The 25,200-nt window shown below is 71.2% G+C and carries 25 protein-coding genes; 15 read left to right on the top strand and 10 right to left on the bottom strand.

What is annotated here, in order from left to right; genetic code table 11:
- Positions 1-30: 30 nt before the first annotated feature.
- Positions 31-1,470, bottom strand: coding sequence for a mercury(II) reductase (gene merA, locus LIP_RS15925; protein WP_068140608.1), 1,440 nt, complete (start codon positions 1,468-1,470; stop codon positions 31-33).
- 15 nt (positions 1,471-1,485) lie between these two features.
- On the bottom strand, positions 1,486-2,010 hold the full coding sequence (locus LIP_RS15920; RefSeq protein ID WP_068140603.1) for a MerR family transcriptional regulator: 525 nt from the start codon (positions 2,008-2,010) through the stop codon (positions 1,486-1,488).
- A gap of 570 nt (positions 2,011-2,580) precedes the next feature.
- On the opposite strand from LIP_RS15920, the gene LIP_RS15915 reads away from it, so the two are divergent.
- The 3 genes from LIP_RS15915 (at position 2,581) to LIP_RS15905 (ending at position 6,407) form a co-directional block, all read left to right on the top strand.
- Entirely contained in the window at positions 2,581-3,606 is a 1,026-nt protein-coding gene (locus LIP_RS15915) for an iron ABC transporter substrate-binding protein (RefSeq protein ID WP_198409584.1), read from the top strand.
- 159 nt (positions 3,607-3,765) lie between these two features.
- Positions 3,766-5,289 (top strand): ABC transporter permease, encoded by a 1,524-nt coding sequence (locus LIP_RS15910; RefSeq protein WP_198409583.1) that lies wholly within the window; start codon positions 3,766-3,768, stop codon positions 5,287-5,289.
- Positions 5,286-6,407, top strand: coding sequence for an ABC transporter ATP-binding protein (locus tag LIP_RS15905; RefSeq protein ID WP_082726451.1), 1,122 nt, complete (start codon positions 5,286-5,288; stop codon positions 6,405-6,407). Before LIP_RS15910 ends, LIP_RS15905 begins: the two co-directional genes overlap by 4 nt.
- Positions 6,408-6,501: 94 nt before the next feature.
- Here LIP_RS15905 and LIP_RS15900 read toward each other — a convergent pair whose 3' ends face one another.
- The 3 genes from LIP_RS15900 to LIP_RS15890 form a co-directional block, all read right to left on the bottom strand.
- Entirely contained in the window at positions 6,502-7,701 is a 1,200-nt protein-coding gene (locus LIP_RS15900; RefSeq protein WP_068140601.1) for a beta-propeller fold lactonase family protein, read from the bottom strand.
- Between the two features lie 157 nt (positions 7,702-7,858).
- Positions 7,859-8,440 (bottom strand): cupredoxin domain-containing protein, encoded by a 582-nt coding sequence (locus LIP_RS15895; RefSeq protein ID WP_158509703.1) that lies wholly within the window; start codon positions 8,438-8,440, stop codon positions 7,859-7,861.
- 13 nt (positions 8,441-8,453) lie between these two features.
- Entirely contained in the window at positions 8,454-9,095 is a 642-nt protein-coding gene (locus tag LIP_RS15890; RefSeq protein ID WP_068140596.1) for a class I SAM-dependent methyltransferase, read from the bottom strand.
- A 299-nt stretch (positions 9,096-9,394) separates the two neighbouring features.
- Between LIP_RS15890 and LIP_RS15885 the strand changes: the two genes are divergently transcribed.
- The 6 genes from LIP_RS15885 to sat all read left to right on the top strand — a co-directional run bounded on the left by LIP_RS15885 (position 9,395) and on the right by sat (position 15,767).
- The gene (locus LIP_RS15885) at positions 9,395-11,170 is read left to right on the top strand and encodes an NADPH-dependent assimilatory sulfite reductase hemoprotein subunit (protein WP_068140592.1); all 1,776 of its coding nucleotides are present in this window, start codon (positions 9,395-9,397) and stop codon (positions 11,168-11,170) included.
- 184 nt (positions 11,171-11,354) lie between these two features.
- Positions 11,355-11,609, top strand: a complete 255-nt coding sequence (locus tag LIP_RS15880; RefSeq protein WP_068140587.1) for a hypothetical protein — start codon at positions 11,355-11,357, stop codon at positions 11,607-11,609.
- A 31-nt stretch (positions 11,610-11,640) separates the two neighbouring features.
- Positions 11,641-12,300, top strand: coding sequence for a precorrin-2 dehydrogenase/sirohydrochlorin ferrochelatase family protein (locus LIP_RS15875; RefSeq protein WP_068140584.1), 660 nt, complete (start codon positions 11,641-11,643; stop codon positions 12,298-12,300).
- On the top strand, positions 12,297-13,175 hold the full coding sequence (gene cobA / locus LIP_RS15870) for a uroporphyrinogen-III C-methyltransferase (protein ID WP_082726449.1): 879 nt from the start codon (positions 12,297-12,299) through the stop codon (positions 13,173-13,175). Before LIP_RS15875 ends, cobA begins: the two co-directional genes overlap by 4 nt.
- Positions 13,172-13,888: a phosphoadenylyl-sulfate reductase gene (locus tag LIP_RS15865; protein ID WP_068140581.1), complete on the top strand. Its 717-nt coding sequence runs from the start codon at positions 13,172-13,174 to the stop codon at positions 13,886-13,888. Before cobA ends, LIP_RS15865 begins: the two co-directional genes overlap by 4 nt.
- A 43-nt stretch (positions 13,889-13,931) precedes the next feature.
- Positions 13,932-15,767 carry a sulfate adenylyltransferase gene (gene sat / locus LIP_RS18145; protein ID WP_082726447.1) on the top strand — a complete coding sequence of 612 codons (1,836 nt, stop codon included), beginning with the start codon at positions 13,932-13,934 and terminating at the stop codon, positions 15,765-15,767.
- Positions 15,768-15,792: 25 nt separating this feature from the next.
- Here sat and LIP_RS15855 read toward each other — a convergent pair whose 3' ends face one another.
- The gene (locus LIP_RS15855) at positions 15,793-16,608 is read right to left on the bottom strand and encodes a ZIP family metal transporter (protein ID WP_068140577.1); all 816 of its coding nucleotides are present in this window, start codon (positions 16,606-16,608) and stop codon (positions 15,793-15,795) included.
- A gap of 208 nt (positions 16,609-16,816) precedes the next feature.
- On the opposite strand from LIP_RS15855, the gene LIP_RS15850 reads away from it, so the two are divergent.
- The 6 genes from LIP_RS15850 (at position 16,817) to LIP_RS15825 (ending at position 21,028) form a co-directional block, all read left to right on the top strand.
- Positions 16,817-17,056 (top strand): DUF2249 domain-containing protein, encoded by a 240-nt coding sequence (locus LIP_RS15850; RefSeq protein WP_068140574.1) that lies wholly within the window; start codon positions 16,817-16,819, stop codon positions 17,054-17,056.
- Between the two features lie 49 nt (positions 17,057-17,105).
- Entirely contained in the window at positions 17,106-18,401 is a 1,296-nt protein-coding gene (locus LIP_RS15845) for a hypothetical protein (protein ID WP_068140572.1), read from the top strand.
- Positions 18,402-18,414: 13 nt separating this feature from the next.
- A complete protein-coding gene (locus LIP_RS15840) occupies positions 18,415-18,678 on the top strand; it encodes a metal-sulfur cluster assembly factor (RefSeq protein ID WP_231699322.1) in 264 nt (87 codons plus the stop codon).
- Between the two features lie 71 nt (positions 18,679-18,749).
- Positions 18,750-19,310 carry a cbb3-type cytochrome c oxidase subunit I gene (locus tag LIP_RS15835; RefSeq protein ID WP_144440542.1) on the top strand — a complete coding sequence of 187 codons (561 nt, stop codon included), beginning with the start codon at positions 18,750-18,752 and terminating at the stop codon, positions 19,308-19,310.
- Positions 19,297-20,247, top strand: a complete 951-nt coding sequence (locus LIP_RS15830; RefSeq protein WP_068140561.1) for a YwiC-like family protein — start codon at positions 19,297-19,299, stop codon at positions 20,245-20,247. Before LIP_RS15835 ends, LIP_RS15830 begins: the two co-directional genes overlap by 14 nt.
- A gap of 55 nt (positions 20,248-20,302) precedes the next feature.
- Complete coding sequence (locus LIP_RS15825; RefSeq protein ID WP_068140558.1) at positions 20,303-21,028, top strand: Crp/Fnr family transcriptional regulator; 726 nt, start codon at positions 20,303-20,305, stop codon at positions 21,026-21,028.
- A gap of 47 nt (positions 21,029-21,075) precedes the next feature.
- On the opposite strand, the gene LIP_RS15820 is transcribed toward LIP_RS15825, so the two are convergent.
- From LIP_RS15820 to LIP_RS15805, 4 genes are all read right to left on the bottom strand, one after another.
- A complete protein-coding gene (locus LIP_RS15820) occupies positions 21,076-22,137 on the bottom strand; it encodes a multicopper oxidase domain-containing protein (RefSeq protein ID WP_082726446.1) in 1,062 nt (353 codons plus the stop codon).
- A gap of 129 nt (positions 22,138-22,266) precedes the next feature.
- Positions 22,267-24,141: a heavy metal translocating P-type ATPase gene (locus tag LIP_RS15815; protein WP_231699452.1), complete on the bottom strand. Its 1,875-nt coding sequence runs from the start codon at positions 24,139-24,141 to the stop codon at positions 22,267-22,269.
- Between the two features lie 70 nt (positions 24,142-24,211).
- Positions 24,212-24,883 (bottom strand): Crp/Fnr family transcriptional regulator, encoded by a 672-nt coding sequence (locus LIP_RS19835; RefSeq protein WP_068140551.1) that lies wholly within the window; start codon positions 24,881-24,883, stop codon positions 24,212-24,214.
- 23 nt (positions 24,884-24,906) lie between these two features.
- A complete protein-coding gene (locus tag LIP_RS15805; RefSeq protein ID WP_144440539.1) occupies positions 24,907-25,149 on the bottom strand; it encodes a hypothetical protein in 243 nt (80 codons plus the stop codon).
- Between the last annotated feature and the right edge of the window lie 51 nt (positions 25,150-25,200).

Below are 25,200 nucleotides of genomic sequence, written 5' to 3'. Positions count from 1 at the left end.
TCGCCACGTGCGGCGCCGGGCGCACCCCACCTAGTCCGCGCAGCACGAGAGCTTGCGGACGTCCTTGACGAAGCTGGTGGCCACCAGCTTCAGCGCCTCCGACATGGTGGGGTAGACGTGGAGCATCTCCCGGAAGTCCTCGGCCCGGGCGCCGAAGCGCATGCCCATGGCCGCCTCGTGGATCACCTCCGAGGCGTGGCGCCCCAGCATGGTGACGCCGAGCACCCGGCGGCTCTCCCGGTCGATCACCATCTTGATGAGGCCGCGGGTGTCGCGCACGGCACCGGCCCGGGGGACGAGCTCCATGGGGACGACCCTGCACGAGCAGGCATAGCCCTTCTCCGCGGCTTCCCGGTCGGTCAGGCCGACGCTGGCCAGCTCGGGGTCGGTGAAGATGGCCCGGGGGATCACCGCGTGATCCACCTCCACCTGCGCGCCGTTCAGGGCATTCTCCGCGACGATGCCGCCGTCGTGGGCGCCCACGGGGGTGGCCATCTGGCTGCCGGTGTGGCGGCCGATGACGTCGCCCGCCGCCCAGATGTGGGGCACGTTGGTCCGCAGGAAGGGATCCACCCGGATGAAGCCCTGACCGTCGGTCTCCACCCCGGCCCGGTCCAGGCCGATCTCCTGCGTGTTGGGGGCGCGGCCTGCGGCCACCAGCAAGCGCTCGGCCTCGAAGGTCCGCTGCTCCTTGCCGGTGCGCCCGTACACTCGCACTCTGCGCTCGTCACCCTCCACCCGCTCCACCCTCACGCCGCAGGCGATGCGCAAACCCTCCTCCTCCAGCAGCCGGTGGAGCTCACGGGCCGCCTCGGGCTCCGCGGCCGGCAGGATCTCGGGGCTCTGCTCCAGGAGGGTCACCTGGGTGCCCAGCCGCTGGAAGAGCTGGCCCAGCTCCAGAGCGATGTACCCCCCGCCGATGATGGCCAGCGATGCCGGTTGCTCCTTGAGCTCCTCCACCTCCCCGGAGGTGAGGAGGTCGGAGGTGAGGTAGGGCACGCGGTCGAGGCCCTCGATGGGTGGAACCACGGGGTGGCTGCCCGTGGCCACCAGGATTTGGTCCCCCTGGAGGACGCGTCCGTCCGCCTGCACCTCGTGGGGAGAGATGAGCCGGGCGTGGCTCTCCACCACCTCCACCCGGTCCTCGGCGCCCACCACAGAGCCGTACTTCCTCTCGCGGTAGTGCTCCACCACCTCGTCCTTCTGGGCGATGAGTGCCGGGAAGTCCACGTTCATGGCCGCCGGCGAGAGCCCCGGGAAGCGCGGATGGCTGCTTTCCCAGAGGATGCGGGTCGCGGCGATCAGGTTCTTGGAGGGGAGGCACCCACGGTTCACGCAGGTTCCCCCCAGCGTGCGGTTCTCGGTCATCACCGCCCGCTTGCCCAGAGCGGCCGCCCGCAGCGCCGCTCCGAAGGCGGTGGATCCCGAGCCGAGGATGACCAGGTCGTACGCGTCGTGGCGATCGGACATCGTGGGGTCCTCCTGTCAACGTCGGATGCGCTCAGTACCAGGCCGCTGGGCGTCCTGACCGGCATCGGGAGCTGAACGTTCCATGAAGCCGCCCCCAGTGGTGTGGAGGCGGATGGAGCTCCGTCCCGGGACCCCCTCCACCAGCCGGCAGATGCACGGACCCTCCTCCGGGCGGCGCACAGGCAGCTCTCGAGCCGCTGCTCGCAGTTCGGCCAGATGCGTCTCCAGCGCGCGCAACTGCCGGATGCGGAGGGCCACCTCCCGGGCCTTTTCCTCCATCGCCTGGAGGACCCGGTCGCAAGGGGCCTCCCCCCGATCGCGCAGCGCGAGGATCTCGGCGATCTCAGCCAGGGAGAAGTCGAGCCTGCGGGCGCCCGCAACGAATCGCAAGCGGTCCACGTCCTCGGGCGAGTAGGCGCGGTAGCCGTTCTCCAGCCGACGGGGGGTGGGCAGGATGCCCGCCTTCTCGTAGTAGCGGATCGTCCTCGGGTCGATGCTCGTCCGGCGGGCCAGCTCGCCGATGGAAAGCGCGTCTTCCATGGGGCGTCTTCCTTTCGTCCGACTCATGCCATAGTATGAACCTTCGAGTGGCTAGAAGGTCAAGGGGAACCGTGGGACCTTCTTCTCCGGCACGCGCGGGACGCCGGCTACAGGCGGGTCGAGGAGCCTAGGAACCTATGTCAGGGCTCGGTCACAGGGAGTACTCCACGCGGAACCCACCCCGGAGGGTGGTCCTACCTGTGGAGCACGCGGTCTGAGCGCGTCCTCCCGGGTGCTAGGGCGGTGACGCGTACATGATGACGAGACCGGGTGCGTCCAGACCGCCCCGATACCGGGCGGAAAGAGACGACTTCAAGAGATACTTGACGACAGACGGACATGGCCTCTATAATCTGGTTGAAATCGGGAGTGATGGCCTGAATCAGTCCTAGATCGCATCTGAGTGCAACAAGGACGCGGTCCTGGCAAGAACGGATCGCGTGGAGAGAGGCGCTTTTTTGTTGGACTGAATTCAAAGTACTGAGGTCGGAATTCTTGGTAGGGCTCCCTTGCCGATGACCGGCTCGGCCCCAGGGGTCCCGCCACACCGTCGCCGAAAGGAGCGTCACTGTGGACCGTATCCATCGCAAGCTCGTTCTCGCGAGCGTCGCCCTCCTGGCCATCGCCGCCGTCGCGTGGCGCTGGGCGCCCGCGTCGGGTCAGCCCGAGGAGCGGCTGGTCGTCTACTCAGGGCGGAACGAGGCACTGGTGGGTCCCCCCATCGAGCGCTTCGAGGAGGAGACAGGGATCGACGTCCAGGTCCGCTACGGGGAGACCTCCGAAATGGCCGCCGCGATCCTCGAGGAAGGACCCAACAGCCCGGCGGACCTCTTCTTCGCCCAGGACGCCGGTGCGCTGGGAGCGGTCGCCGCCGAGGGTCGGCTCGCCAGGTTGCCGGACCGCCTGCTGGAGCGGGTGGAGCCTCGGTTCCGCTCGCCCCGGGGTGAGTGGGTCGGGGTCACGGGCCGGGCCCGGGTGGTCGCGTGCAGCACCGAGCGCGTCACGCCCGATCAGATGCCCGGCTCGATTCTGGGCTTCACCGACCCGAAGTGGAAGGGACGCATCGGTTGGCCACCCACCAACGGGTCCTTCCAGGCCTTCGTCACCGCGCTGCGGGTGACGCTGGGTGAGGACGGTGCCCGGGCATGGCTCGAGGGCATCCAGGCCAACCAACCCCGGGTGTACCGGAACAACACCGCCGCCATCCAGGCGGTGGCCGCGGGCGAGGTGGACGTCGCCTTCGTGAACCACTACTACCTCTACCGCTTCCTGGCCGAGGAGGGGCCGTCGTTTCCCGTCCGGAACTACCATCCTAGGGACGGAGGCGCCGGCGCGATGATCAACGTGGCCGGTGTCGGCGTCCTGAAGGATGCCCGTCATCCAAAGGCGGCGGAGGCGTTCGTCGACTTCCTGCTCTCGGAGGAGGCCCAGAGGTACTTCGCCGGGGAGACGTACGAGTACCCGCTGGTGACGGGCGTGCCGGCCGATCCCCGGCTCGTCCCGCTGCCCGAGATCCGCACGCCCGAGATCGATCTGGGCGATCTTGCCGGCCTGGAGCGGACCCTCGACCTCCTCTGGGAGACGGGGGCGCTCTAGATGGGGGGGCGGCTCGAAGGCGGCCCCCGGGGGTTCCTGCATCCTCCCGAGGGTGTGCCGCTCTCCGATGCTCCGCCGACGCCGTCGTGGATGCGTCCGGTCCGGGCCGGCACGGCGCCCGCCTGGCTCAGGCTCCCGGGTGCGGCGGTGGGAGGGCTCATGGCCCTCCCCCTGGCGTACCTCGTCCTCCGCTCGGCGATGGCCGGATCCGGCGCCTGGCGGGTGATGACCCAGCCGCGCCTCTTCGAGCTTCTGGCCAACAGCCTCGGGCTCGCTGCTGCGGTGACCGCCGGCGCGGTCCTCTTGGCGGTTCCCTTGAGCTGGCTCCTCCTTCGCGCGGATCTCCCGGGAGCCCGGTTCTGGTCGTCGCTCCTGGTCCTACCGCTGGCGGTGCCGTCGTACATCGGCGGCTTCGTCCTGATCTCGGCCGTCGGTCCTGGGGGGCTGCTTGCCCAGCTCCTCCGGCCTCTGGGTGTGGAGAGCCTGCCGGAGCCTTACGGCTTTGCGGGCGCATGGATCGCGCTGACCCTCTTCACCTACCCCTACGTCCTCCTCTCGGTCCGGGCCGCGTGGAGCCGCCTCGACCCGGCGCTGGAGGAAGCCTCCCGCTCCATGGGCCTGGGGCGCTGGGCCACCTTTTGGGGGGTGACGCTGCCCCAGCTCCGTCCGGCGATCGCTGTGGGGAGCCTCCTGGTGGGTCTCTACGCGCTGAGCGACTTCGGCGCGGTCTCCCTCCTCCAGTTCGACACCTTCACCCGGGCGATCTATGCCCAGTACGCCGCCTCCTTCAACCGGGGTCGGGCGGCGCTCCTTGCGCTGGCGCTGGTCCTGGTCACCGTCATGGTGCTGGAGCTCGAGCGGCGGACCCGAGCGCGGGGCACCTACTTCAGACGCCAGCCGGGGGCGGCCCGCCCGGCGCCGCGTGTCGCGCTCGGGCCGTGGAAGGTGCCGGCGCTGGTCGGAGTCGGGCTTCTGGTCCTGGCGGGGGTGGGCACGCCCGTGGGCGTCCTCCTCTACTGGACGGTACGGGGCATTCTCCAGGGCCAGGAGGTCACCGCCTTCTGGGCGGTCGCGCGCAACTCCCTGCTCGCCTCGGGGCTGGCCGCGGCGGCGACAGGCCTCATGGCCCTCCCGGTGGCCGTGCTGGGCGTGCGCTACCCGGGGAGGTTGAGCCGGGTCCTGGATCGCCTCGTCTGCGTGAGCTACGGCCTGCCGGGCATCGTCCTGGCCCTCGCCCTCGTCTTCTTCTCCGCGCGCAGCCTACCGGCCCTGTACCAGACGCTGCCGGTCTTGACCCTTGCCTACGCCGTCCACTTCATGCCCCAGGCGGTGGGTGCCTTCCGTACCTCCTTCCTTCAGGTGAACCCGTCCCTGGAGGAGGCGGCGAGGGGTCTGGGAAGGAGTCCCCTGGCCGTCCTCCGGACGGTCAGCCTGCCGCTGGTCCGCCCCGGCCTCCTCTCGGGGGCGGTCCTCGTCTTCCTCACCGCCATGAAGGAGCTGCCGGCGACCCTCCTCCTCGCGCCCACCGGCTTCCGCACCCTGGCCACCGTCGCCTGGCTGGACGCCTCCGAGGGGTTCTTCGCCCGCGCGGCGGTTCCGGGGCTGGTCCTTCTTTTGCTCTCCGGCCTCTCGGTCTGGGTGATGCTCCGTCAGGACCGAGCCTTTGGGAGGGAGCCCCAGTGAACGAGATCCTGGTACGGTGCCACGACGTGGCGAAGCACTTCGGCCCAGCGCGGGCGGTGGACGGGCTGGACCTGGTCCTGGAGCGCGGCCGCCTGACCGCCCTCATCGGGCCCAGCGGCTGCGGCAAGACCACCCTGCTCCGTCTCCTGGCCGGGTTTGAAGCGCTCGACAGGGGCTGGATCGAGCTCGCCGGGCATCGGGTGGCGGAGCACGGCCGAACCGTGCCGCCCGAGCAGCGGCGGATCGGCATGGTCTTCCAGGATTACGCCCTCTTCCCCCACCTTACCGTGGCCCAGAACGTGGGCTTCGGACTCCGGGACGCACGCGGGCGGGAGAAGCGGGTGGCCGGCTGGCTCGAGCGCGTCGGCCTCGGAGGGCTGGCCGAGCGGTATCCCCACGAGCTCTCGGGCGGGCAGCAGCAGCGGGTCGCCCTGGCCCGGGCCCTGGCCCCGGAGCCGGAGCTGCTCCTCCTGGACGAGCCCTTCTCCAACCTGGACGCCGGCCTCCGGGCACGGGTCCGCGACGAGGTGCGGGAGATCCTGGAGGAGGCCGGCACCACGGTGGTGCTGGTGACCCACGACCGGGAGGAGGCGCTGACCCTGGCCGATCAGGTGGCGGTCATGGGGGCAGGGCGGATCCTTCAGGTCGGGAGCCCTGAGGACCTCTACCGCTGCCCCGCGACCCCCGGGGTGGCCGCCCTGCTGGGCCAGGTGAACCTGCTCCGCGGGGAGGCTCTGGGCTCCGTCGCGCGGTGCGACCTGGGGGAGGTCTCGCTCCTCGACCCGCAAAGGGGTCCAGTCCTCCTCATGCTCCGGCCCGAGTGGCTGTCGCTCGAGCCCGCCTCACACGAGGGAGCGCCGGGGGCCTGCCGGGTGCTTCGCACCACGTACCACGGCGCCTTCTGGCTGGTCGCCGTCAGGCTGGCCGCCGGGACGGAGCTGCGGGTGCAGACCCAGACCAGGCCTCGCGTGCGACCCGGCGACCGCGCCTGTGTCCAGGCGGTTCATGCGGCCGCCTGCTGGAGCCAGAGCGCTGCACCCAGGGAGAGCCTCGCCCCGGCGCGCCGTCCTTCCGGCATACCGCTCGCGGAGGGCCAGCCGGCCAGGGTGCCGCGCTAAGGGCGCGCCGCGCCGGGCCGCCGCGGCCCAGCTGGCCAGGGCGCCACCGCGAGACCGAGGAGGATCTCGACCCCGGGGGCAAGCCGGGAACGCATCAGACGATCTCCCCGCAGCAGAAGTAGGGGCAGCCTTCGGGGAAGGTGCGGGCCACCGGGAGGACCCCTGGAAGCAGCCCCGAGCGGTCCAGCCCGGCCGGCACGGTGGTGCGGAGAACGACCGCGTGGAGCGGCACGGGGCCGGACGGGATCAAGCCCGCCAGCTCGTTCGCCTCCAGGTCCACGATGGCCACCGCGTCGCGGCCCGGGAGCGGCACGTAAAGGCGGGTACCGTTGGTAGAGACCGCTCCGCTGACGGGGTTGCTGCCAGCGGGGAAGCGCACGCTTCCCGCCACCTCCAGCGCCTCCAGGTCGATCACCGTCAGCTCGTTCGAATCCCGGCAGATCACGTAACCAAAGCGGCCGTCGGGGCGAAACTCGCTGGTGAGGGGGTTCCGGCCCAGACCGTCCTCGGCCGTCAGGCGGACGACCTCGCGGGGGTCGGTCGGGTCCTGCAGGGCGAAGATGCTCTCGGTGCCGCCGCCCTCGGTGTTCTCCACCAGGAGCCAGCGGCCGTCGGGCGAGACGGTGGCCATGAAGGGGTCCGGCCGGTTGCCCACCAGGGGCTCCACGGAAACGGTGCGGATCACACGGAAGGCGTCCAGGTCCAGGACCGAGACGGCGTCCGAGCGCCGGTCGGGGGTGTAGGCGTAACGGCCCGACCTCTCCACCGTCACGTCGCAGGGCCCGGCGTTGGCGTAGATATCGAAACGGGCGGTCACCTGGCCGAAGGTGGGGCTCGCGGGGTCGGCGTCGATCCTGAGGTACGCGTCGGTGTAGCGGGCGGCGACGATCAGGTGATGTCCGTCGGGAGTGAGCTGGACGTAGTTCTGGGCGGAGCCCGTCTCCACCCGGGCGACGATCCGGCCGGTCTGCGCGTCGAGGCCTGCCACGCCGCCATCGAGCCCGGTCCAGATCACGTTGCCCGGGGGTGAGGGACCGTTGGCGGGAAAGAAGAGGACGGCTTCCGCCGGCAGCTTCCCCAGGGGCGTGTCGCCCTGCACCACGGCGAGGCTCTTGTCGCCCGCGTTGGAGACGAAGAGGAGGTCTGACGGCTCCCGGGCCAGGGACCGGGCCAGGCGGCCGGTCGGGGCTGCAGCCAGGAGCCCGGCGACGGTGGCGCCGCCGGCCGCCAGGAAATCGCGGCGGGTCATGCCGCCCTTGATGGTGTTCTCGCTGTACCGGCAGGAATCCATCATGGTGCGTCCTCGCCTCCCGCAAGATCGGATGGCCCCTCGTCGCCCACCGCGACGGGCGTCTCCGGGCGGTTCTTCTCCGGACGCGTCCACAGCTGGACCGCGCTTGCCGGGGTTGCGCTCCAGAACGGCCCTGGAGTGGCTCCCGGGCATTCCGCGCTCAGAGAACCGTCACCTGTCCCTGCATGCCCGCCGAGGCATGGCCGGGCACGGTGCAGAGCAAGGGGAAGCGTCCGGCCTCCGTGGGGGTGAACTGGACGACTTGGCTGCCCCCGGGTCCCAAGCCCACCTGGATCCCCTCCTGGGAGCGGCCGTCGGGCAGGCGCACGGGGATTCCGGGTATGGTGAAGTCGTGGTAGGCCCGCCCGACATTGACGATGCTCAACCGGACCGGTTCCTCCGCCTTCCAGGTAAAGCTGCCCGGCTTGAAGGCGAACTCGCTCATCTCCACCGTGACTTGGGCGCCGGGCGCTCCCGGCTCTCCGCCAGGGTCCGACCTCGGGACCGGAGCTTCCGAGCCGCCGACAACCGGCGGTGCGCTTCCACCTGGCCCGTACCCGGTGCCGTACGGCCCCCATCCGGTGGACGGCGCCCCACCCATCATGGGGCCGCGGCCGCCCATCATCCCCCAGCCCATGGGCCCGACGCCCCAGAAACCTCCGAAACGCCAGCCCATGCCGGATGCGAGGAAGGCTATGGCCGCAAGCCCCAGCACGGCCACCAGCAAGGATCTCCGCTGCAACGGGCTCATCCCCTTAGATGGCGTCTTCCGAGCGCGTCGCCCGGATGAGGAAGACGATGTCCCAGAAGAGCGGCCGCGCCTCTCGAACCGCCAGCCCCGCTCGCCGGAGGTTGGCCACCGTCTCCCGGTTGATGTTCGCCCCGCTCACGGCCACCGCCAGCGGGTTGAACCAGTCCATCAGGCGGCCGAGGATGGGGAGGTGGCTCCGGACGTGCTCCAACATCCGCAACTCACCCTCCGGCTTGAGGACGCGGCGGATCTCCCGCAGTCCCAGGACCGGGTCCGGCACCGAGCAGAAGACACAGCTGGTCACCACGGCGTCGAAGCTCGCGTCGGGGAACTCGAGGCTCTGGACGTCCATCCACCTCAGATCGACCCGGACCCCGAGCGCCTCGGCCTTCGGGCGCGCCCTCTCCAGCATGGCCGGGCTGAAGTCGATGGCCGTGACCTCGGCCGCCTCCGGGTAGTAGGGGAAGTTCAGGCCCGTTCCGACACCCACCTCGAGCACCTTGCCCGAGAGGTCCTCCCACAGCAGCACGCGCCACCTGGCCATGCCCAGACGCTCGGTGAAGGTCATCTCGTGGTCGTAGGTGCGGGCGTGGCGGTCGTAGCGCCTGCGGGCCAGCTCGGTGCGAGCCTTCAACTCCTCGTCCATCGAGGGCGACCCCTCCCACCGGTCAAGACGCTACCGGGGTTCATATCTGCGCCGCTATGATGGTAACCAATCGCACGGCGGCCCTCAAGGCGCTGGACGTGAGAATCCTATCAGCTTCGGCAGAGACCGTCCCGGAGCAGCCCCAGGCACGTGTGAGGGGAGTGTGTTTTCGCGGTGGACATCCCTTGACGGACCGCTCCGGCCTGCGTAGAATGCCACAAATACAAATCGGTTATCATTAGTATCGGCCGATCCGGCCGCTCCTCGTCCCGCCGGATCGGCCCGCAGGGGGGCACCCCATGTCCTCGAGGGCGACGGAACGCTCGAAGGTGGAGCAGATCAAGGAAGCAAGCGCCTACCTGAAGGGGGATCTCAGCGATCAGCTTGCCTCCCCGAGCTCCCACCTCTCGGAGGACGGGCGCCAGGTGCTCAAGTTCCACGGCATCTACCAGCAGGACGACCGGGACGTGCGCCGGGAGCGGAAGCGGGCGGGGGAACAGCCGCGGTACCTCTTCATGGTCCGCACCAAGATCCCGGGCGGAGTCCTCAGCGCCGAGCAGTACCTGGTCCACGACCACCTGGCCGACCGCTTCGGTAACGGCACCCTCCGGGTGACCACCCGCCAGGACTTCCAGTTCCATGGCGTCCTCAAGGGCAACCTCCAGGCGGGGCTGAAGGAGCTGAACCAGGTCCTGGTCACCACCCTGGCCGCCTGCGGGGACGTGGAGCGGAACGTGGTGGCCTGCCCGGCACCCCTGGCCGACCCGCTCCATGGGCTCGTCACCCGCCAGGCCCGTGCCCTCTCCTCCCGGCTCCTTCCCCGGAGCCGGGCCTACTATGAGGTCTGGCTGAACGGCGAGCGGATCGCCGTGGAACGGCCGGCGGGCGATGCTCGGCCGGGGGCGGACCGGCTCGCACCGGCCGAGGCGCATGCGGGATGGGACCGCGACGGCCGTCCTGGTCCCGGCGTGGCCCTCGAGGACCCTGTGGAACCTCTCTACGGGCCCACCTACCTCCCGCGCAAGTTCAAGACGGGGATCGCCCTCGCCGGCGACAACTGCATCGACGTCTTCACCCAGGACCTGGGCCTGGTGGCCATCCCTGACGGCCGGGAGGTCGCAGGGTTCAACGTGCTGGCGGGCGGCGGCCTGGGCATGAGCCACGGCACGCCAGGCACCTTCCCCCGGCTGGCGGACGTGGTCGGCTTCGTCCCGCCCCACTGGGTCTTCCCGGTGGCCGAGGCGGTGATCTCGATCCACCGGGACTTCGGGAACCGGGCGGACCGGCACCGGGCCCGCCTCAAGTACGTGCTGGCCGAGCGGGGGCTCCCGTGGTTCCGGGAGGAGCTGGAGCGCCGTCTGGGCTTCAGCCTCTCGGAGCCCACGCCCATGGAACCCTTCCGGGCGGACGACCACCTGGGATGGCACCCTCAGGGCGACGGCCGCCTCTTCCTGGGCCTGCCCGTGGAGAACGGCCGGATCCGCGACGCGGGGCAGGAGCGGCTGAAGACGGGCCTGCGAGAGCTGGTGCAGCGCCTGCGCCCCGGGGTGCGCCTGACGCCCCAGCAGAACGTGCTCCTCACCGACCTGGAGCCAACTGCCCGGCCGGAGGTGGAGGTGCTGCTCCGCGCCTACGGGATCCGGACGGTGGAGGACTACAGCGCGGCTCGCCGCCATGCCATGGCCTGCCCGGCCCTGCCCACCTGCGGGCTTGCCATCACCGAGGCAGAGCGGGCGATGCCCGGCCTCATGGGGCGGATCGAGGCGGAGCTCCGCGAGCTGGGCCTGGAGGGGGAGCCCATCGCCATCCGTATGACCGGATGCCCCAACGGCTGCGCCCGGCCGTACACGGCCGAGCTGGCCTTCGTCGGCCGGGGCGCTGGTCGCTACACGGTCTTTGTGGGCGGCGATCAGGCCGGTACCCGGCTGGCGCTACCTTTCCTGGACCTGGTAGCCCTGGACGACCTGCCGCGCGTCGTCCGGCCCCTCTTCGAGCGCTGGAAGAGATCCCGGCGGCCGGGGGAGACCTTCGGCGACTTCTGCCACCGGGTGGGCTTGGAACACCTGCGAAGATAGGGCATACGCGACCCTTGACATCTCGCCCGGAAGAGGCTAGCATGGGCGTAAATCCATGAAAACAAATCAAGTAACATGTAATTAGGCCCAGGCAGAACCGCTCCGTGCTCCGGCGGGGCCGGTGCGACACCACACCCCGAACGAATCCGAGATCGATGGGTAAGGGGGAAGATCATGCGGCACGGTGGTACTCCAGCTCCCTGCACGGCGCGTTCCGGAGGCGGTGCGGCTGATCCTCGAGCGCTTCGCGCGAGAACGGGCCCCCGGCGAGGACTTCCGGGCGTACCTGGCCCGGGTCGGGGCGACCTCCTTCCGCCCGCTGCTGGAGCCGCTGCAGACCCTGGTTCCTCCCGAGGCCGCGCCCGACCTCTACCGGGACCTGGGATCGGAAGAAGCGGAGTTCCAGGTCTCCATCGGTCAGGGCGAGTGCAACGCGTGACGGCGAGGTTCCAGCCGGAAAGGGGATCCGCATGCCGTACTATCCCATCTTCCTGAACCTCGAAGGGCGCCGGTGCATCGTGGTGGGCGGCGGGGAAGAGGCTGCCTCCAAGGTGCGCGGCCTCCTGGAATCCGGTGCTCGGGTGGTGGTGACCTCAGGCTTCCTGGAGCCCGGGCTGGCGCAGCTGGCGCAGAGGAACGAGGTGGAGTGGGTGCCCCGGGCCTACGAGCCCGGCGACCTGGAAGGTGCCGCCCTCGTCATCGTTGCCTGCTCCGAGCCGGAGGTGAAGCGCCGGGTCGCGGCGGAGGCGCGGGCCCTGGGGGTTCTGGTGAACGCCGTCGACCTCCCCGCGTGCTGTGACTTCATCTCTCCCGCGCTCGTCCGGCGGGGCGGGCTGGTCCTGGCCGTCTCCACCGGCGGGCGGAGCCCGGCCCTGGCCCGGCTCCTGCGGGAGCGGCTCGAGAAGGAGTACGATGCTGCCTACGGGCCGTATGTGGAGATTCTGGGGCGGGCCCGGCGGCAGGTGCTGGAGCGCGTTCCGAACGTCGAGGCCCGCCGGGCCGTCCTGCACGCCATGGCCCGCGACGAGGCGGTCCTCGACCTCTGCCGGCAGGACAGCCGAGCCGAGGCCGAGGAACGGCTGATGCGCCTCCTGGACGACGCCGTGACCGCGGGAGGCGGGCGCCCGTGAGCGGCTGGCCCCGCCCCGGCACCGTCTACCTGGTGGGCGCCGGGCCCGGAGACCCGGATCTGATCACGGTCAAAGGCCTCCGGTGCCTGGAGGCCGCGGACGTGGTGATCCACGACCGCCTGGTGGCCCCGGAGCTGGTGGCTCGGGCCCGGCCGAGCGCCGTACGGGTGAACGCCGGAAAGCGCCCGGGCGGCCCCTCGATGCCTCAGGAGGAGATCCACCGGGTCATGGTCGCTGCCGCCCGGTCGGGGGCGGTGGTGGTCCGGCTCCACGGGGGAGACCCTTTCGTCTTCGGGCGCGGGGGAGAAGAGATGGTCGCGCTGGCCAGTACCGGCATACCGGTGGAGGTGGTTCCTGGTGTGAGCTCGGCCCACGCGGTGCCGGCGTGCGCGGGTATTCCGCTCACCCACAGGGGCCTGGCCCGGAGCTTCGCCGTTCTTACCGCGCGGACCTGCCAGGAGGGAAGCCTGCAGGCCCAGGTGGCAGCCCTCGGGCGTCCCGACACGCTGGTGGCGCTGATGGCCGTGGGCGTGCTCGAGGCCCTGGAGGAAGCGCTCCTGGAGAGCTCGTGGACGGGCGGGACCCCCATCGCCCTGGTGGAGCGGGGGACCACCCCGGAGCAGCGGGTGGTGGTGACCCGCCTCGAGGGGATGGCTCGGGTAGCCGAAGCCGCCGGCATCCGAAGCCCGGCGACCGTGGTGGTGGGGGACGTGGTCGCGCTCCGCGCCGCGATCCACACCGCCAGGAGCCCGCCGTTCCGCGAAGGCAGGCCTTGGCCGGTGGCAGCCGAAGGCGTGGCCGTGCGGGCCGCCGAGCCCCTGGGAACGCAAGGACGGTCCGTGATCCAGGTGGCTGCACGGGAGGGAGACGCGTGATCAGACCGACGCTGGACTGGAAACCGGAAGAGACGATCCGTTGGGCGGTGGAGCAGCTCGGGAAAGGCCTCGTGGTCTCATCGTCCTTCGGTAATCCGGAAGGAACGGCGTTGCTCCACATGGTCGCCCAGGTGGACCCCTCGGTGCCGGTGGCCTGGGTGAACACGGGTTTCCTCTTCCCCGAGACCGTTGCCTTCCAGGAACGCCTTTCACGCAGGCTCGGCCTGCGGGTGGTGGAGGTGGTCCCCAGGCTGACGCCGGAGGAGCAGGCGGCCCGCTACGGCGACGATCTCTGGGCCCGGGACCCGGACCTCTGCTGCCGGATCCGGAAGGTGGAACCCCTCTTCACCCTGCTCCAGGGCTACGATGCCTGGATGACCGCGATCCGGCGGGGACAGACCGAGGCCCGGACCGGCGCGCGGGTGGTGGAGGAGCACCACCTCCAGCCGGTGCACCCGGTCGGGCCCGGTCGAACCATCACCAAGATCAACCCGCTGGCCGGCTGGAGCCGGCAGCAGGTGTGGGCGTACCTGGACGCGCACGACCTCCCCTACAATCCTTTGCTCGACGAGGGATACCCCAGCCTCGGGTGTGTGCAGTGCACCCGCCGGGTCGCACCCGCGGGTGCCAGGGTGGACGACCGGTCGGGTCGCTGGTGGGGGAGCCAGAAGACCGAGTGCGGGCTTCACACGGCAACCCGACCGGCAGGATGAGGAGCGGTTCGCGCGGGACCGATCGATGCGACCGAATGGGAGGATGACCATGCGCGGCGTGACCGTTTGGTTCACCGGCCTCTCGGGGGCGGGAAAGACCACCGTCGCCAAGGCCGTGGAGGTCGCCCTCCGGGCTCGGGGCGTCCGGGTGGAGCGCCTGGACGGCGACGTGGTACGGCAGAGCCTCACCCGGGACCTGGGTTTCTCCAGGGAAGACCGGGACCGCAACATCGAGCGGGTGGCCTTCGTGGCGAAGCTCCTCACCCGCAACGGCGTCATCTGCCTGGCCTCCTTCATCTCGCCCTACCGGGCCGTGCGGGCGCAGGCCCGGCGGGAGGTGGGGGAGTTCCTGGAGGTCTTCGTCAGCGCGCCCATGGAGACGCTCCTCGAGCGGGACGTGAAGGGCCTCTACCGCAAGGCCATGGCCGGGGAGATCCCCAACTTCACGGGAGTGAGCGACCCCTACGAACCCCCCGAGCACCCGGACCTGCTGCTGCGGACCGATCAGGAGACGGTGGACGGGTGCGCCGCCCGGGTCATCCACCTGCTGGAACAGCGGGGGTACCTGTCGGCAGGCAACGGCGCCGCACACCGGGTCGTCCTTGAGGTGAACGGGGTCGGGAGCGCTGCCGGACACGGTATCTCAGACGGAGGCACGGTCGTCGCCAGGTACGAGCCGCCCGAAGGGCAAGGCGGCCGCTCGGCCCAGCGGCCATGGCCCGGCCCGGTGGAGCCCCACGGCGGGGTGCTGGTGAACCGGGAGCTGGAGGGTGAGGCGCGGGAGGAGGCCCTGCGCCGGGCCCGGGAGCTGGTGGCGGTGGAGCTGGACGAGCGGGAGCTGGCCGACCTGGAGATGATCGGCGTCGGCGCGCTCAGCCCGCTGGGGGGCTTCATGCGCCGGCTGGAGTACGAGACGGTGGTGGAGACCATGCGCCTGGCCGACGGGCTGGTCTGGTCCATGCCCGTCACGCTGGCCGTCTCCTGGGAGGAGGCCGCTCGGATCCGGGAAGGGCAGGAGGTGGCCCTGGTGACCCCGGGCGATCGGCGGACCGTGGGCCTCATGCACATCACCGAGGTCTTCCCCTACGACCGGCGCCGGGAGGCGGAGCGGGTCTTCGGCACCTCCGACGAGGCCCATCCCGGCGTGGCCCGCCTCTACCGCCAGGGCGAGGTCTACCTGGGCGGGCCCGTCTGGGTCCTGGACCGGCCCGGGCGGGAGGCCTTCGGCCGCTACCGCCTCACCCCCGCCGAGACCCGCCGGGCCTTCCAGGAGCGGGGCTGGCGGGCGGTGGTCGCCTTCCAGACCCGGAACCCCATCCACCGGGCCCACGAGTACATCCAGAAGTGCGCGCTGGAGACGGTGGACGGCCTGCTCCTCCACCCCCTGGTGGGCGCCACCAAGGCCGACGACGTGCCGGCCGAGGTGCGGCTGCGGAGCTACGAGACGATCCTGGAGCGCTACTATCCCCGGGAGCAGGTGCTCCTGGCCGTCTTCCCGGCGGCCATGCGCTACGCCGGGCCCCGGGAGGCCGTCTTCCACGCGATCAGCCGGAAGAACTACGGCTGCACCCACTTCATCGTGGGACGGGACCACGCGGGGGTGGCGAGCTACTACGGCACCTACGCCGCCCAGGAGGTCTTCGACCGCTTCCGGCCCGACGAGCTGGGGATCGGCATCCTGAAGTTCGAGCACAGCTTCTTCTGCAGACGCTGCGGCCAGATGGCGACGGCCAAGACCTGCCCCCACGGCGCGGAGGACCACGTGGTGCTGAGCGGCACCCGGGTGCGGGCGATGCTGCGCGCGGGCGAGCTGCCCCCGCCTGAGTTCACCCGGCCCGAGGTGGCCCAGGTCCTCTGGCAGCGGGCGAGCACCGGCTGAAGCCCGCGGCCCCGGGGTGCGGCCCTCAGCCCAAAGTCACGTCCAGGTAGAGCATCACGATGAGGCCCAGGATGGTCCCGAAGGTGGCCAGCCGCTCGTGGCCGCGGGCGTGCGTCTCGGGGATGATCTCGTCACTGATCACGAAGAGCATGGCCCCCGCCGCGAACCCCATGGCGTAGGGAAGGATGGGCTCGGCCACGCTCACCGCCCACGCCCCCAGGACCGCCAGCGGGATCTCCACCAGACCGGCCCGGATGCCGGTGTAGGCGGCGTAGAAGCGGCGCCCGAACCCCGCCTGCAGCGCGGAGACCGAGACCGCCAGCCCCTCGGGGATGTTCTGGAGGCCGATGGCCCACATGAGGGAGAGGGCCCGCCCCACGTCCCCGGAGCCGAAGCCCACGCCCACCGCCAGGCCCTCGGGCATGTTGTGGAGGGTGATGGCCACGATGAACAGGATCACTCCGGCCACCCGGCTCGGACCCACCCCTTCGGCGGCCGCCGCCTCGGATCCGTTGGACCACGCTCGCCCGGTGACGGCCACGTGGAGGTGGGGGATCCAGCGGTCGGCCCGGTCCAGGACCAAGACCCCCAGGACGATGCCGGCCAGCACAGGGAGGACACCCCCCAGCTCGATCCCAGGCATGATGAGGCTGGTGAAGCTGGCCGCGAGCATCACCCCGGCCGAGAAGCCGAGGGCGACGTTCAGGAGGCGTTCGGACGGCCGCCGGACCACCAGCACCGCCAGCGCGCCCAGCAGGTTCAGGAAGGCGATGGTCACGCCACCCGCGAGGCCCTGCCCGATGGGGTTCGATCCTGCGATGCGAAGAAAGAGCTCTTGCATGAAGGCGTCGCCTCTTCTTTACCATCTACTAACGCGTGAGTTGCACGCATCTAATTCTACTCCGGATCGCGGGTGAGCGCAATGGATTCCGCAGCTGTGATTCAGATCACTGCGCATCCGCCCGGCCCCTGTTATCGTGGGGGGTGACCGAACATCGTCCGGCTCCCGCCGCCTGTGCACGGTGGGAGGCACAGGAAGGGTGGCTCGCATGGCCGAAGCCGATATTGCAGTCCTCGATGTCCGATCGATGCCGCCCGCCGTCCGGCATGGTAACATCTTCGCCCGCTTCGAGTCCCTCCAGTCCGGCGAGCACTTCGTGCTGGTGAACGACCACGACCCGAAGCCCCTCTACTACCAGTTCGCAGCCGAGCAGGCGGGACGCTTCAGCTGGACGTACCTGGAGGAAGGTCCTGAGGTCTGGCGTGTCCGGATCGGGCGGAGCGCCTGAGGCGGAGCCCCGCGCGGTCGGATCGACGCGGGGGAGGAGGAGGGGGATCATGATCGACGCTGGGGCGAGAACCCGTACACCGCCAGGCACCGGCTTTCCCGGAATGCCAGGTGCGGGTGCGGCGAGATGGGTCTTCCCGCTTCCCGTCTTCTACCTGGCCACCGCGCTGGTGGCAGCGGTGCTCTTTGGGGTCGGGCTGGTGGCCTACCACCAGGGGGCGCTGCCCTTCTACCGGCACAACGCACCGCTCCTGGCGCTGGTACACCTCTTCGTCCTCGGTTTCGGCACCACCCTCACCCTGGGGGTGCTGCACCAGATGGTGCCCGTGCTCCTCGACGTGCGGTTGCACAGCACCCGGCTCGGGTACGTGGCGTACGTCCACCATGTCCTGGGCGTCACCGTGCTGGTGGCCAGCTTCGCCCGCTTCTTCCTGCAGGGTGTCGCACTGGGAGGCGCGCTGGTGGTGGCCGGCTTCGCCGTGGCCGCCTACAACCTGTACCGGACCTTGACCCAGAACCGCTCCTGGAACCTGACCGCCCGGTACCTGGCCTTCTCCCTGGGCTACCTGGGGCTCACCGTCCTCATGGGGCTCACCATGGCCATCAACCTGCGCTTCACCTTCCTGCCGGGCCTCCTGGCGGAAGGGCTGCCGATCCACCTCCTGTGGGGCGTGGGGGGCTGGTTCTTCCTCACCATCGTGGGGGTCTCCTACAAGCTGATCCCCATGTTCACCCTCACCCACAACCATCCGGAGGGAGCCGGGAGGGCGATCCTGGTCCTGGCCCAGGCGGGGATCTGGACGGCCGCCCTGGGCGCGGCCCAGGGTTGGCCCGGCTGGGTGAAGGCGGCCGGCATGGCCTTGCTGGGCGTCGCGGGCCTCCTCTACGCCTGGGACCTCCTGCGAATCCTCCGGCACAGGCTGCGGCGGAGGCTGGAACCGGTGCACGCGGGGGCCGTCGCATCCGCAGGCCAGCTCGCCCTGGCCATCGGGGCGATGGCGGCAGGTGCGGCGCGGTACGACGGCTTGGACCTGGCGGGGCAGAACCGGCTGGCCGTGGGGGTCGGGCTGTGGGTGGGCCTCGGCTTCGTGGCGGGCATGATCTTGGCCATCCTCACCAAGCTGGTGCCCTTCATGGCGTGGAACCAGGTGTACCGCAACCGGGTGGCGGGCGGCGCGCCCCTGCTCCGGCAGATGCTGGACGAGCGGCGGGCGTGGACAGGGCTGGCGCTCCTCCACCTGGGCACCGTCGGAACAGCCTTGTCCGTGTTGCTGGGCGGAGCGTGGGAGCACGCCCACGCCTGGGCCGGCCGGGGTGCTTTGGCTTGGACCCTCCACCGTGCGTGAGGCTTTGAAGAGCGTGATCGATCCCGAGCTGGGTCTGAACGTGGTGGACCTGGGCTTGATCTACGACGTCCACATCGGGGACGGCGGCCACGTAGAGGTGACCATGACCCTCACCACCCCCGGCTGCCCCCTGCACGGGAGCATGGCCGATGGCGTTCGGGAGGTGGTGGCCATGCTCCCCGGGGTCCGGTCGGTGGACGTCCATCTGGTGGGGGAGCCGCCGTGGGGGCCGGAGCGCATGAGCCGGGACGCCCTGCGGGCCCTGGGCTGGACGTGAGAGGACGGCCATGGCACCATGAGGTCGTGGGGGGCGCGGCTTCGCGGACCGCGCGGAACGGGGGTGAGGGCATGGGCATTGCCGCCGTCAAAGACCGGACACGACGCTCCGTGCGTCGCTTGAGCATGGCCTACTACGGGACGAGCCTGGCCTATCTGGCCGTGGGCGCGCTCTTCCTCGCGGTGATGGACTACCCGGCGCTGCCGGGCGGGCTGGTGCTCAAGCTGAAGGGCGCCGCCGGAACGGTCTTCAACCTGTGGCACCTGTACGGCTTCGTGGGTTCGATGATCATGGGGGTCTCGTACACCATGCTGCCCGCCATGGCGTCGCAGCCGCTGATCCGCTTGCCCCGCCTCGCCTGGGTCCAGTTCTGGCTCTACCAGGCCGGCCTGCTCCTCTCCATGGGGGCCCGGGCGGGGCGGTTCTTCGTGGCCGACCCGAGCCTGGGCTGGGCCGCGTGGAGCGGAACGCTCGCGCTGGCGGGCTCGATCGTGCTCTACGCGTACAACCTGGGAACCACCCTGCTGGGCGTCCCCGGCGAGGTTCGGAGCGTCGTTCCCGAGGACGTGCGGGAACGCATCGCGGAGCGCCGCGCCGGCGGAAAGGAGGCGACCGTTCATGAGCGCTCCTGAGGCGACCCGGGCGGCACGCCCGGGTGCGGCCGCACGAACGCGCCGCCGCCCCATCCCGGGCGAGCACGGCGCGTGGGGCGCCTTCCTCACCGGCATTGCCCTGGGCGCGGCGCTGGCGGTGCAAGCCGGGGGGCCGCTCTGGCCCGCCTTGAGCGCGGGCGCGGCCGCGGTGGTCCTGTTCATGCTGCGTGAAGCCCTCTTCCAGGCATACCGCCCCCAGCGGGCACGCGACCCCGCCCGTCAGGCGGCGGAGCGACAGGAGGCGGCGCGTGCCCGGCGCTGGGTCCTGGGCGAACTGCTCGCCCTGCTGGTCATCGGGGGCCTCCTGGTGGGGGCGACCCGCCAGGTGTGGCTCGTGGCGGCAGGCGCGGCGGGCCTGGGCTTCCTGGCCTTCTTCGTACTCCTGCGCCGGAGCCGGCAGGAACGGTCCGCCTGGGCGGAGGTGGTGGGCTTCGTGGGGATGTCGGCCGCAGGACCCATGGGCTACCTTCTCTCGGTGTCCACCGCCGTCCAGGAGGGCCTCGCCGGATCGGAGGGACCTGTCCTCCTTCACCTGGCGGAGGGCGGCCTCCAGTGGGGCACGGTGGAGCGCGCGCTCCTCGTGTGGCTTCTCCTTGCGCTCTACTTCGTGGGGCCCGTCTTCTACGTGAAGATGAAGGTGGCCCAGCAGCGGGAGCGCCCCTCGACCCCCATGGACCGGGTCCGCCTGGGCTGGGGCACCCTCCTCTACTCCGCGGCCCTGGCCGCGGTGCTGGCCCTGGCGGGGTCGGCGGCGGGGGTCGGTACCTGGCCCTTCGTAGGGTACGTGCCCTCGCTGGTGAAGAACGTGGTGGGCGTCTTCCGGGTGAAGCTCCCCCTGAACCTGCGCCGGATCGGTTTCACCGAGGTGGGCCTCTCGCTCCTCTTCGCGCTCGGCATCTTCCTGGGCCTGGGCTGAAGCCCGGATCTGGGTTAGAGTGAAGGAGACGAACGACGCGGGAGGCCGTCACCCCATGTCCCTTGCCCCACTGCCAGGCCCGGAGCGCCCAGGGCATCGCCCCCGAGCCAGCGACCCGGAGGAGGTCCGGCGCCTCCTCCGGTCGCATGCTTTCTTCGCCCCGCTGGGCGAGGAGGAGCGCGAGGGCGTCCTCGAGCTCTCCCACGTCCTGAGGCTCCGGCGCAACGGCGTCCTCTACACCGAGGGCGAGCCCGCCCGCAGCCTCTACCTGCTGCTGTCGGGGCGGGTGAAGGTGGTCAAGCACTCCCCCGACGGCCGGGAGCAGACCCTGCAGGTGGTGGATCCCGGGGAGACCTTCAACGAGGCGGGCGCCGTGGGTGGGACCCACGTGGCCACCGCGGTGGCGCTCCACTCCTCCCGGGTGCTCCAGATCCCCTCGGAGCTCCTGCGGAGCCTGGTCCGCTCCGGGGGTCCGGTGGCCGACGCGGTGGTGGCCGGGCTCGCGGGTACGGTGGGGCGCCTCGCGGGCCTCGCCGCCGACCTCTCCCTCCTGAGCGTGACGGCCCGGGTGGCCCGCCTCCTGTTGACCCGGGAGGACTGCCTGGTGGGCGCAAGCGGCGGCCTGAGCCAGCAGGAGATGGCCTCCCTCGCAGGCACCGCCCGGCAGGTGGTGGGGCGCATCCTCCGCCGCATGGAGGAGCAGGGCGTCATCGACCTGGACCGGGGGCGCATCCGGGTGCTGGACCCGGGGCGGCTGGAGCAGTTCGCCCAGGTGAGGTGACGCGGCCGCCCGCGGCCGAAGGGACCGCGGGCGGCGGCACTTGGCCGTCAGTCCGTCGACGGAGGCCGGGAGGCGACCCCGGGCATCAGCGCGTCCGGGGCGGGGGAGGCCGCGGGAGCGTCCTTCCGCACCTCGAGGATGCCGAGGGCACCAGCCGTCGCGTCGTTGAAGGCGTGGGTCACCACCGGGTAGCGTCCCTCTTCCGGAATTCGCAGCTCGAAGACCGAGCCGCCCCCGGGAGGCACCGTGTACGTCTGGATGCCGTACAGCGTGTTGCGGGGGTTGCCGTTGACCTCGACCCGATCGAAGATGGTGCCCACCACGTGGAAGGCGGACGAGCGGTTGGGCCCGGCGTCGACCACGTAAAGGCGGATCAGCTCCCCGGGACGCGCCTGGAGGGGCGAGGCCGCGTAGCGGTTGCGCTCGCCGTTGAAGGCCACGTACTTGGGCGTGTCGGCCAGCATTCCGGTGAGGTCGTTCGGCCCCCCGTAGATCTCGTGCTGAACGAGCACGAACTCGCGGGCCGGCAGGCGTCCCTCCTTCGGATCGACGATCACGACGCCGAACATACCGTTGCCGATGTGGAGGATGACCGGCTGGGTGCCACAGTGGTACATCCAGACGCCCGGGTACTCGGCCTTCCAGTAGAACTGGAGCGACTTGCCGGGCGGGACGTCGCGGAAATCCCGGTCCCAAGGCGTCCTGGCCGCGTGGAGGTCGGCCGAGTGGGGCAGGCGCGGATCGCGGTTGACCAGGGTGAAGCGGACCACGTCGCCCTGGCGCACGCGGACGACGGGGCCGGGAACCTGGCCGTTGAAGGTCCACATGACCTGGGTCTGGCCGTCGGCCACAGGCCACTCCACTGGGTAGCTCTCAAGGGTCACGTCCACCACCCGCCCCCCGCGGTCGGGCTGGATGGGGTCGTTGGTCCGGGCGATGTCGATCCCCGTCGGGCCTCCCGCCGCCCGCATCACCGCCGGCGTGACGAGAAGCGCCACCAAGGCCATCGACACCACGGCCGGCGGCACCCATCGCCTCCAGGCGGGCGGGCGCCCGCCCGCGCGGGGATCGTCCGACCTCCGTGCCTGTCCGGTTCGCATGCGGAACATGTCGTTTCCCCCTTCCCCGAGACGGCCCGCAACCGTGCACGGGAAGCCCTCTCCCTTCGGCGGTGGCCATCCCCGGCATGACGGTCGTAACAGGTGAAAGAAGACTGCTATATCTTCAATAACCCAGGATCATCTTACCTGGCTCGATCCCTCCCGGGTACGGTGCGAACGTCCCAACTTGGGCAGTGCGAATGTCCCCGACACCGGACGGTCTCTCTGGAGCGACAGGTTCTCGTGACGCGGTCGATACAGGAAGAGCCGCAGGCCGTTCCCGATCACGGCCAGGACGCTGAGCTGGTGGACCAGCATCGCGGCCCCCAGATGCGCCTCACCGGCCAGCACGGCCGCGAGCAGCAGCCCGGCCGTGAGCACCCCCAGCGCCACGTTCTGCCGGACGTCCCGCACCACGGACCGGGCCAGCTCGATCGCCAGCGGTACCTGGGTGAGATGATCCCAGGCCACCACCACGTCGGCCAGGCCCCGGGCCAGGTCCGTCCCGCCGAGCCCCATGGCGAAGGCCACGTCCGCCCGGGAAAGGGCCGGGCCGTCGTTGATACCGTCGCCCACCATGCCCATCCGGTGCCCGGCTCTGGCCAGACGGGCCACCTCCGCATGCTTCTCCTGGGGGAGGAGGCCGCCCCGGGCCTCGTCGACGCCCAGGGCCCGGCCGAGGGCGGTCACGGGCGCCGGACGGTCCCCCGAGAGGATGACCAGGGAGCGAATCCCGAGCTTCCGCAGCCACGCGATGGCACCGGCCGCTTCAGGGCGAGGGGGGTCTTCCAGGGCCAGGAGGCCCACCACCCGGCGATCTTCGGCCACCAGGACGACGGTGCGACCGGCGGCCTCCTCAGCCTCCAGGACGGGGCGCGCTTCATCCGGAAGGCGGATCTCACCCTCCTGGACCAACCGCACGCTGCCCACATGGATGACGCGCGGTGGGAGAAGGGCCGAACCCCCGGTGGACTCTCGCTGGACCCGTGCGACCAGGCCTCTGCCCGGCAGGACCTCCAGCTCGTCAACGGGCCATGGCGTGTCCTCGGCGGCCGCAGGCCGGTCGCCGGAGACGGAAGGACGGGACGACCGCTCGCCGGAGGTCACGCCCAGCTCCCGGGCAGCGGCCAGCACCGCTCCCGCCAGCGGGTGCTCGGACCGTGCCTCCAGCGCGACCGCGTCCCCCAGGACCCCCTTCTCGCTCCATCCGTGGAAGGTGTGGGTGGCGACGACCGCGGGCGCACCCTGGGTGAGGGTGCCCGTCTTGTCGAAGACCACCGTGTCGAGCCGGGCCAGGGCCTCCAGGACCGAGGCCCGGCGCACAAGCACGCCGTGGCGGGCGGCCATGGCCAGCCCGCTCATGAGCGATACCGGGGCGGCCATGACCAGCGCTCCGGGGCAGGCCACCACCAGGAGGGTGAGGGCGAGCCTCACGTCACGGGTGACGACGAGGCTGCCGGCGGCCAGGAGAAGCACCATCGGGGTGTAGAGCCGCCCGAACCGCTCCAGGAAGGCCTGGACGCGGGGCTTGGACTCCTGGGCCTCCAGGACCAGGGCCACCACCTTCTGGAAGGTGCTCTCGGCTCCCACGCGGGTAGCGACCACCTCCAGGTAGCCTGCCTGCACGATGCTGCCGGCGATGACCCGATCGCCGGGCTCGCGGAGCTCGGGCATGGACTCGCCCGTCACCCGGGAGGTGTCCACGGTGGCCCGACCGGCCACGACCTCACCGTCCACGGGCAGCTTCTCCCCCGAGCGGAGAGCCAGGCGCTCGCCCTGCCGGATCTCCTCCACGGGCACGTCCACCCAGCCACCCCGGTCCACCCGGGCGGTCTCGGGCATCCAGCTCACCAGGTCCTCCAGAGCCCGCCGCGCCCGGGCCAGGCTCGCCCCCTCCAGCACCTCGCCCAGGCTGAAGAGGAAGGTGACCGCGGCGGCCTCCCACGCCTCGCCGATGGCGATGGCTCCCGCAGCCGCAAGGGTGACCAGGGCGTCGATGCCAAGCGACCCCATCCGGAGGCCGGCCCAGGCCTTGCGCCCAATGGGCAGCCCGCTCACGAGGGCCGCCGCCACCATCCCTGCCTCAGCGACGGCGGCGAAGCCGGCCCGCCCCGCCACCCACCCAGCGCCCATGAGGAGCGCGGCCACCCCGGGCCAGAGCCAGGGGGGCCGCTCCTTTCCCAACCGAAGCCAGGGCCGATTCACCGCGAGTCCACCCCCGCCTCGCGAACTGGGGTCCTGAGGTCGCAGCCATGCGCAGGAAGAGGTGGGCCGCCCGCTCCTCGACGCTCTGGGTGGAGAGGCTGCCGGCCATGCGGGTGGTCTCCTCCAGCAGGCGGGCCAGCTCCCGCAGGAGGTCCCACCCCAGGGCCGGCTCGCTCTCCACCGCCCGCCGCAGCGCGTTGCCGTCGAGGACGCAGGCCTCCACGGGTTCCACGGCCTGCACCTCACCCGCGAGGGGCCGCCCGGTGAAGAGCGCCATCTCGCCGAAGAACTCGCCGGGGCCCAGGAAGCGGAGGATCTGCTCGCGCCCGTCGGCCGAGCTGACCGCGTGGCGCGCCAGGCCGGCGGCGAGAATCGTCAGGTGGGTCTGAGCCTCCCCCGCGGCCAGCAGCTCACCCGGTGCGAAGCGACGGTGGTGGAGCTCCCGGGCCAGGTGGGCCCGCGCCTCGGGCGAGAGGCGGGTGAAGACGGGAACCCGGTCGATGCAGGTGCGGCGGTTGAGAGGGTGGCGCGACCGCTCGGGCGTTCTCACGCAGGCATCCCTCCCGGTGAGGCTCAGGTCTCGACCACGTGCGGCTCATGATCCGGGCAGTCCACCCGCAGATCCTCCGCGGCCAGGGGCTTCTCCAGCAGCCGGCAGCGGTGGACGCCGGAGCCGCTCGGGGCGGCCGGCTCGAAGAAGCGGCAGGTGAGACAGGTGCGGGCCACGGTGATCACGCCGGCGCGGTTCAGGGCGGCGATAAGTTCGAGGAGACCCTGGAGGAGCCCTTCCCTCTGCCGCCGCGGGAGGGTGCTCACGGCGGCTTGCACCGGCTGGGCCCAGATCGCGGCCCGCTGCGCCTGCGCACG

The organism is Limnochorda pilosa (assembly GCF_001544015.1).
Classification (GTDB): Bacteria; Bacillota; Limnochordia; order Limnochordales; family Limnochordaceae; genus Limnochorda; species Limnochorda pilosa.
This window is presented reverse-complemented; position numbering and strand designations above follow the sequence as displayed.

Bases quoted from the DNA above. Each gene is read 5' to 3' on its own strand.
- merA (WP_068140608.1), bottom strand. From the start codon at position 1,470: ATGTCCGATCGCCACGACGCGTACGACCTGGTCATCCTCGGCTCGGGA.
- LIP_RS15920 (WP_068140603.1), bottom strand. From the start codon at position 2,010: ATGGAAGACGCGCTTTCCATCGGCGAGCTGGCCCGCCGGACGAGCATC.
- LIP_RS15910 (WP_198409583.1), top strand. From the start codon at position 3,766: ATGGCCCTCCCCCTGGCGTACCTCGTCCTCCGCTCGGCGATGGCCGGA.
- LIP_RS15900 (WP_068140601.1), bottom strand. From the start codon at position 7,701: ATGATGGATTCCTGCCGGTACAGCGAGAACACCATCAAGGGCGGCATG.
- LIP_RS15890 (WP_068140596.1), bottom strand. From the start codon at position 9,095: ATGGACGAGGAGTTGAAGGCTCGCACCGAGCTGGCCCGCAGGCGCTAC.
- LIP_RS15885 (WP_068140592.1), top strand. From the start codon at position 9,395: ATGTCCTCGAGGGCGACGGAACGCTCGAAGGTGGAGCAGATCAAGGAA.
- LIP_RS15875 (WP_068140584.1), top strand. From the start codon at position 11,641: ATGCCGTACTATCCCATCTTCCTGAACCTCGAAGGGCGCCGGTGCATC.
- sat (WP_082726447.1), top strand. From the start codon at position 13,932: ATGACCATGCGCGGCGTGACCGTTTGGTTCACCGGCCTCTCGGGGGCG.
- LIP_RS15855 (WP_068140577.1), bottom strand. From the start codon at position 16,608: ATGCAAGAGCTCTTTCTTCGCATCGCAGGATCGAACCCCATCGGGCAG.
- LIP_RS15850 (WP_068140574.1), top strand. From the start codon at position 16,817: ATGGCCGAAGCCGATATTGCAGTCCTCGATGTCCGATCGATGCCGCCC.
- LIP_RS15845 (WP_068140572.1), top strand. From the start codon at position 17,106: ATGATCGACGCTGGGGCGAGAACCCGTACACCGCCAGGCACCGGCTTT.
- LIP_RS15835 (WP_144440542.1), top strand. From the start codon at position 18,750: ATGGGCATTGCCGCCGTCAAAGACCGGACACGACGCTCCGTGCGTCGC.
- LIP_RS15830 (WP_068140561.1), top strand. From the start codon at position 19,297: ATGAGCGCTCCTGAGGCGACCCGGGCGGCACGCCCGGGTGCGGCCGCA.
- LIP_RS15825 (WP_068140558.1), top strand. From the start codon at position 20,303: ATGTCCCTTGCCCCACTGCCAGGCCCGGAGCGCCCAGGGCATCGCCCC.
- LIP_RS15820 (WP_082726446.1), bottom strand. From the start codon at position 22,137: ATGTTCCGCATGCGAACCGGACAGGCACGGAGGTCGGACGATCCCCGC.
- LIP_RS15815 (WP_231699452.1), bottom strand. From the start codon at position 24,141: ATGGGGTCGCTTGGCATCGACGCCCTGGTCACCCTTGCGGCTGCGGGA.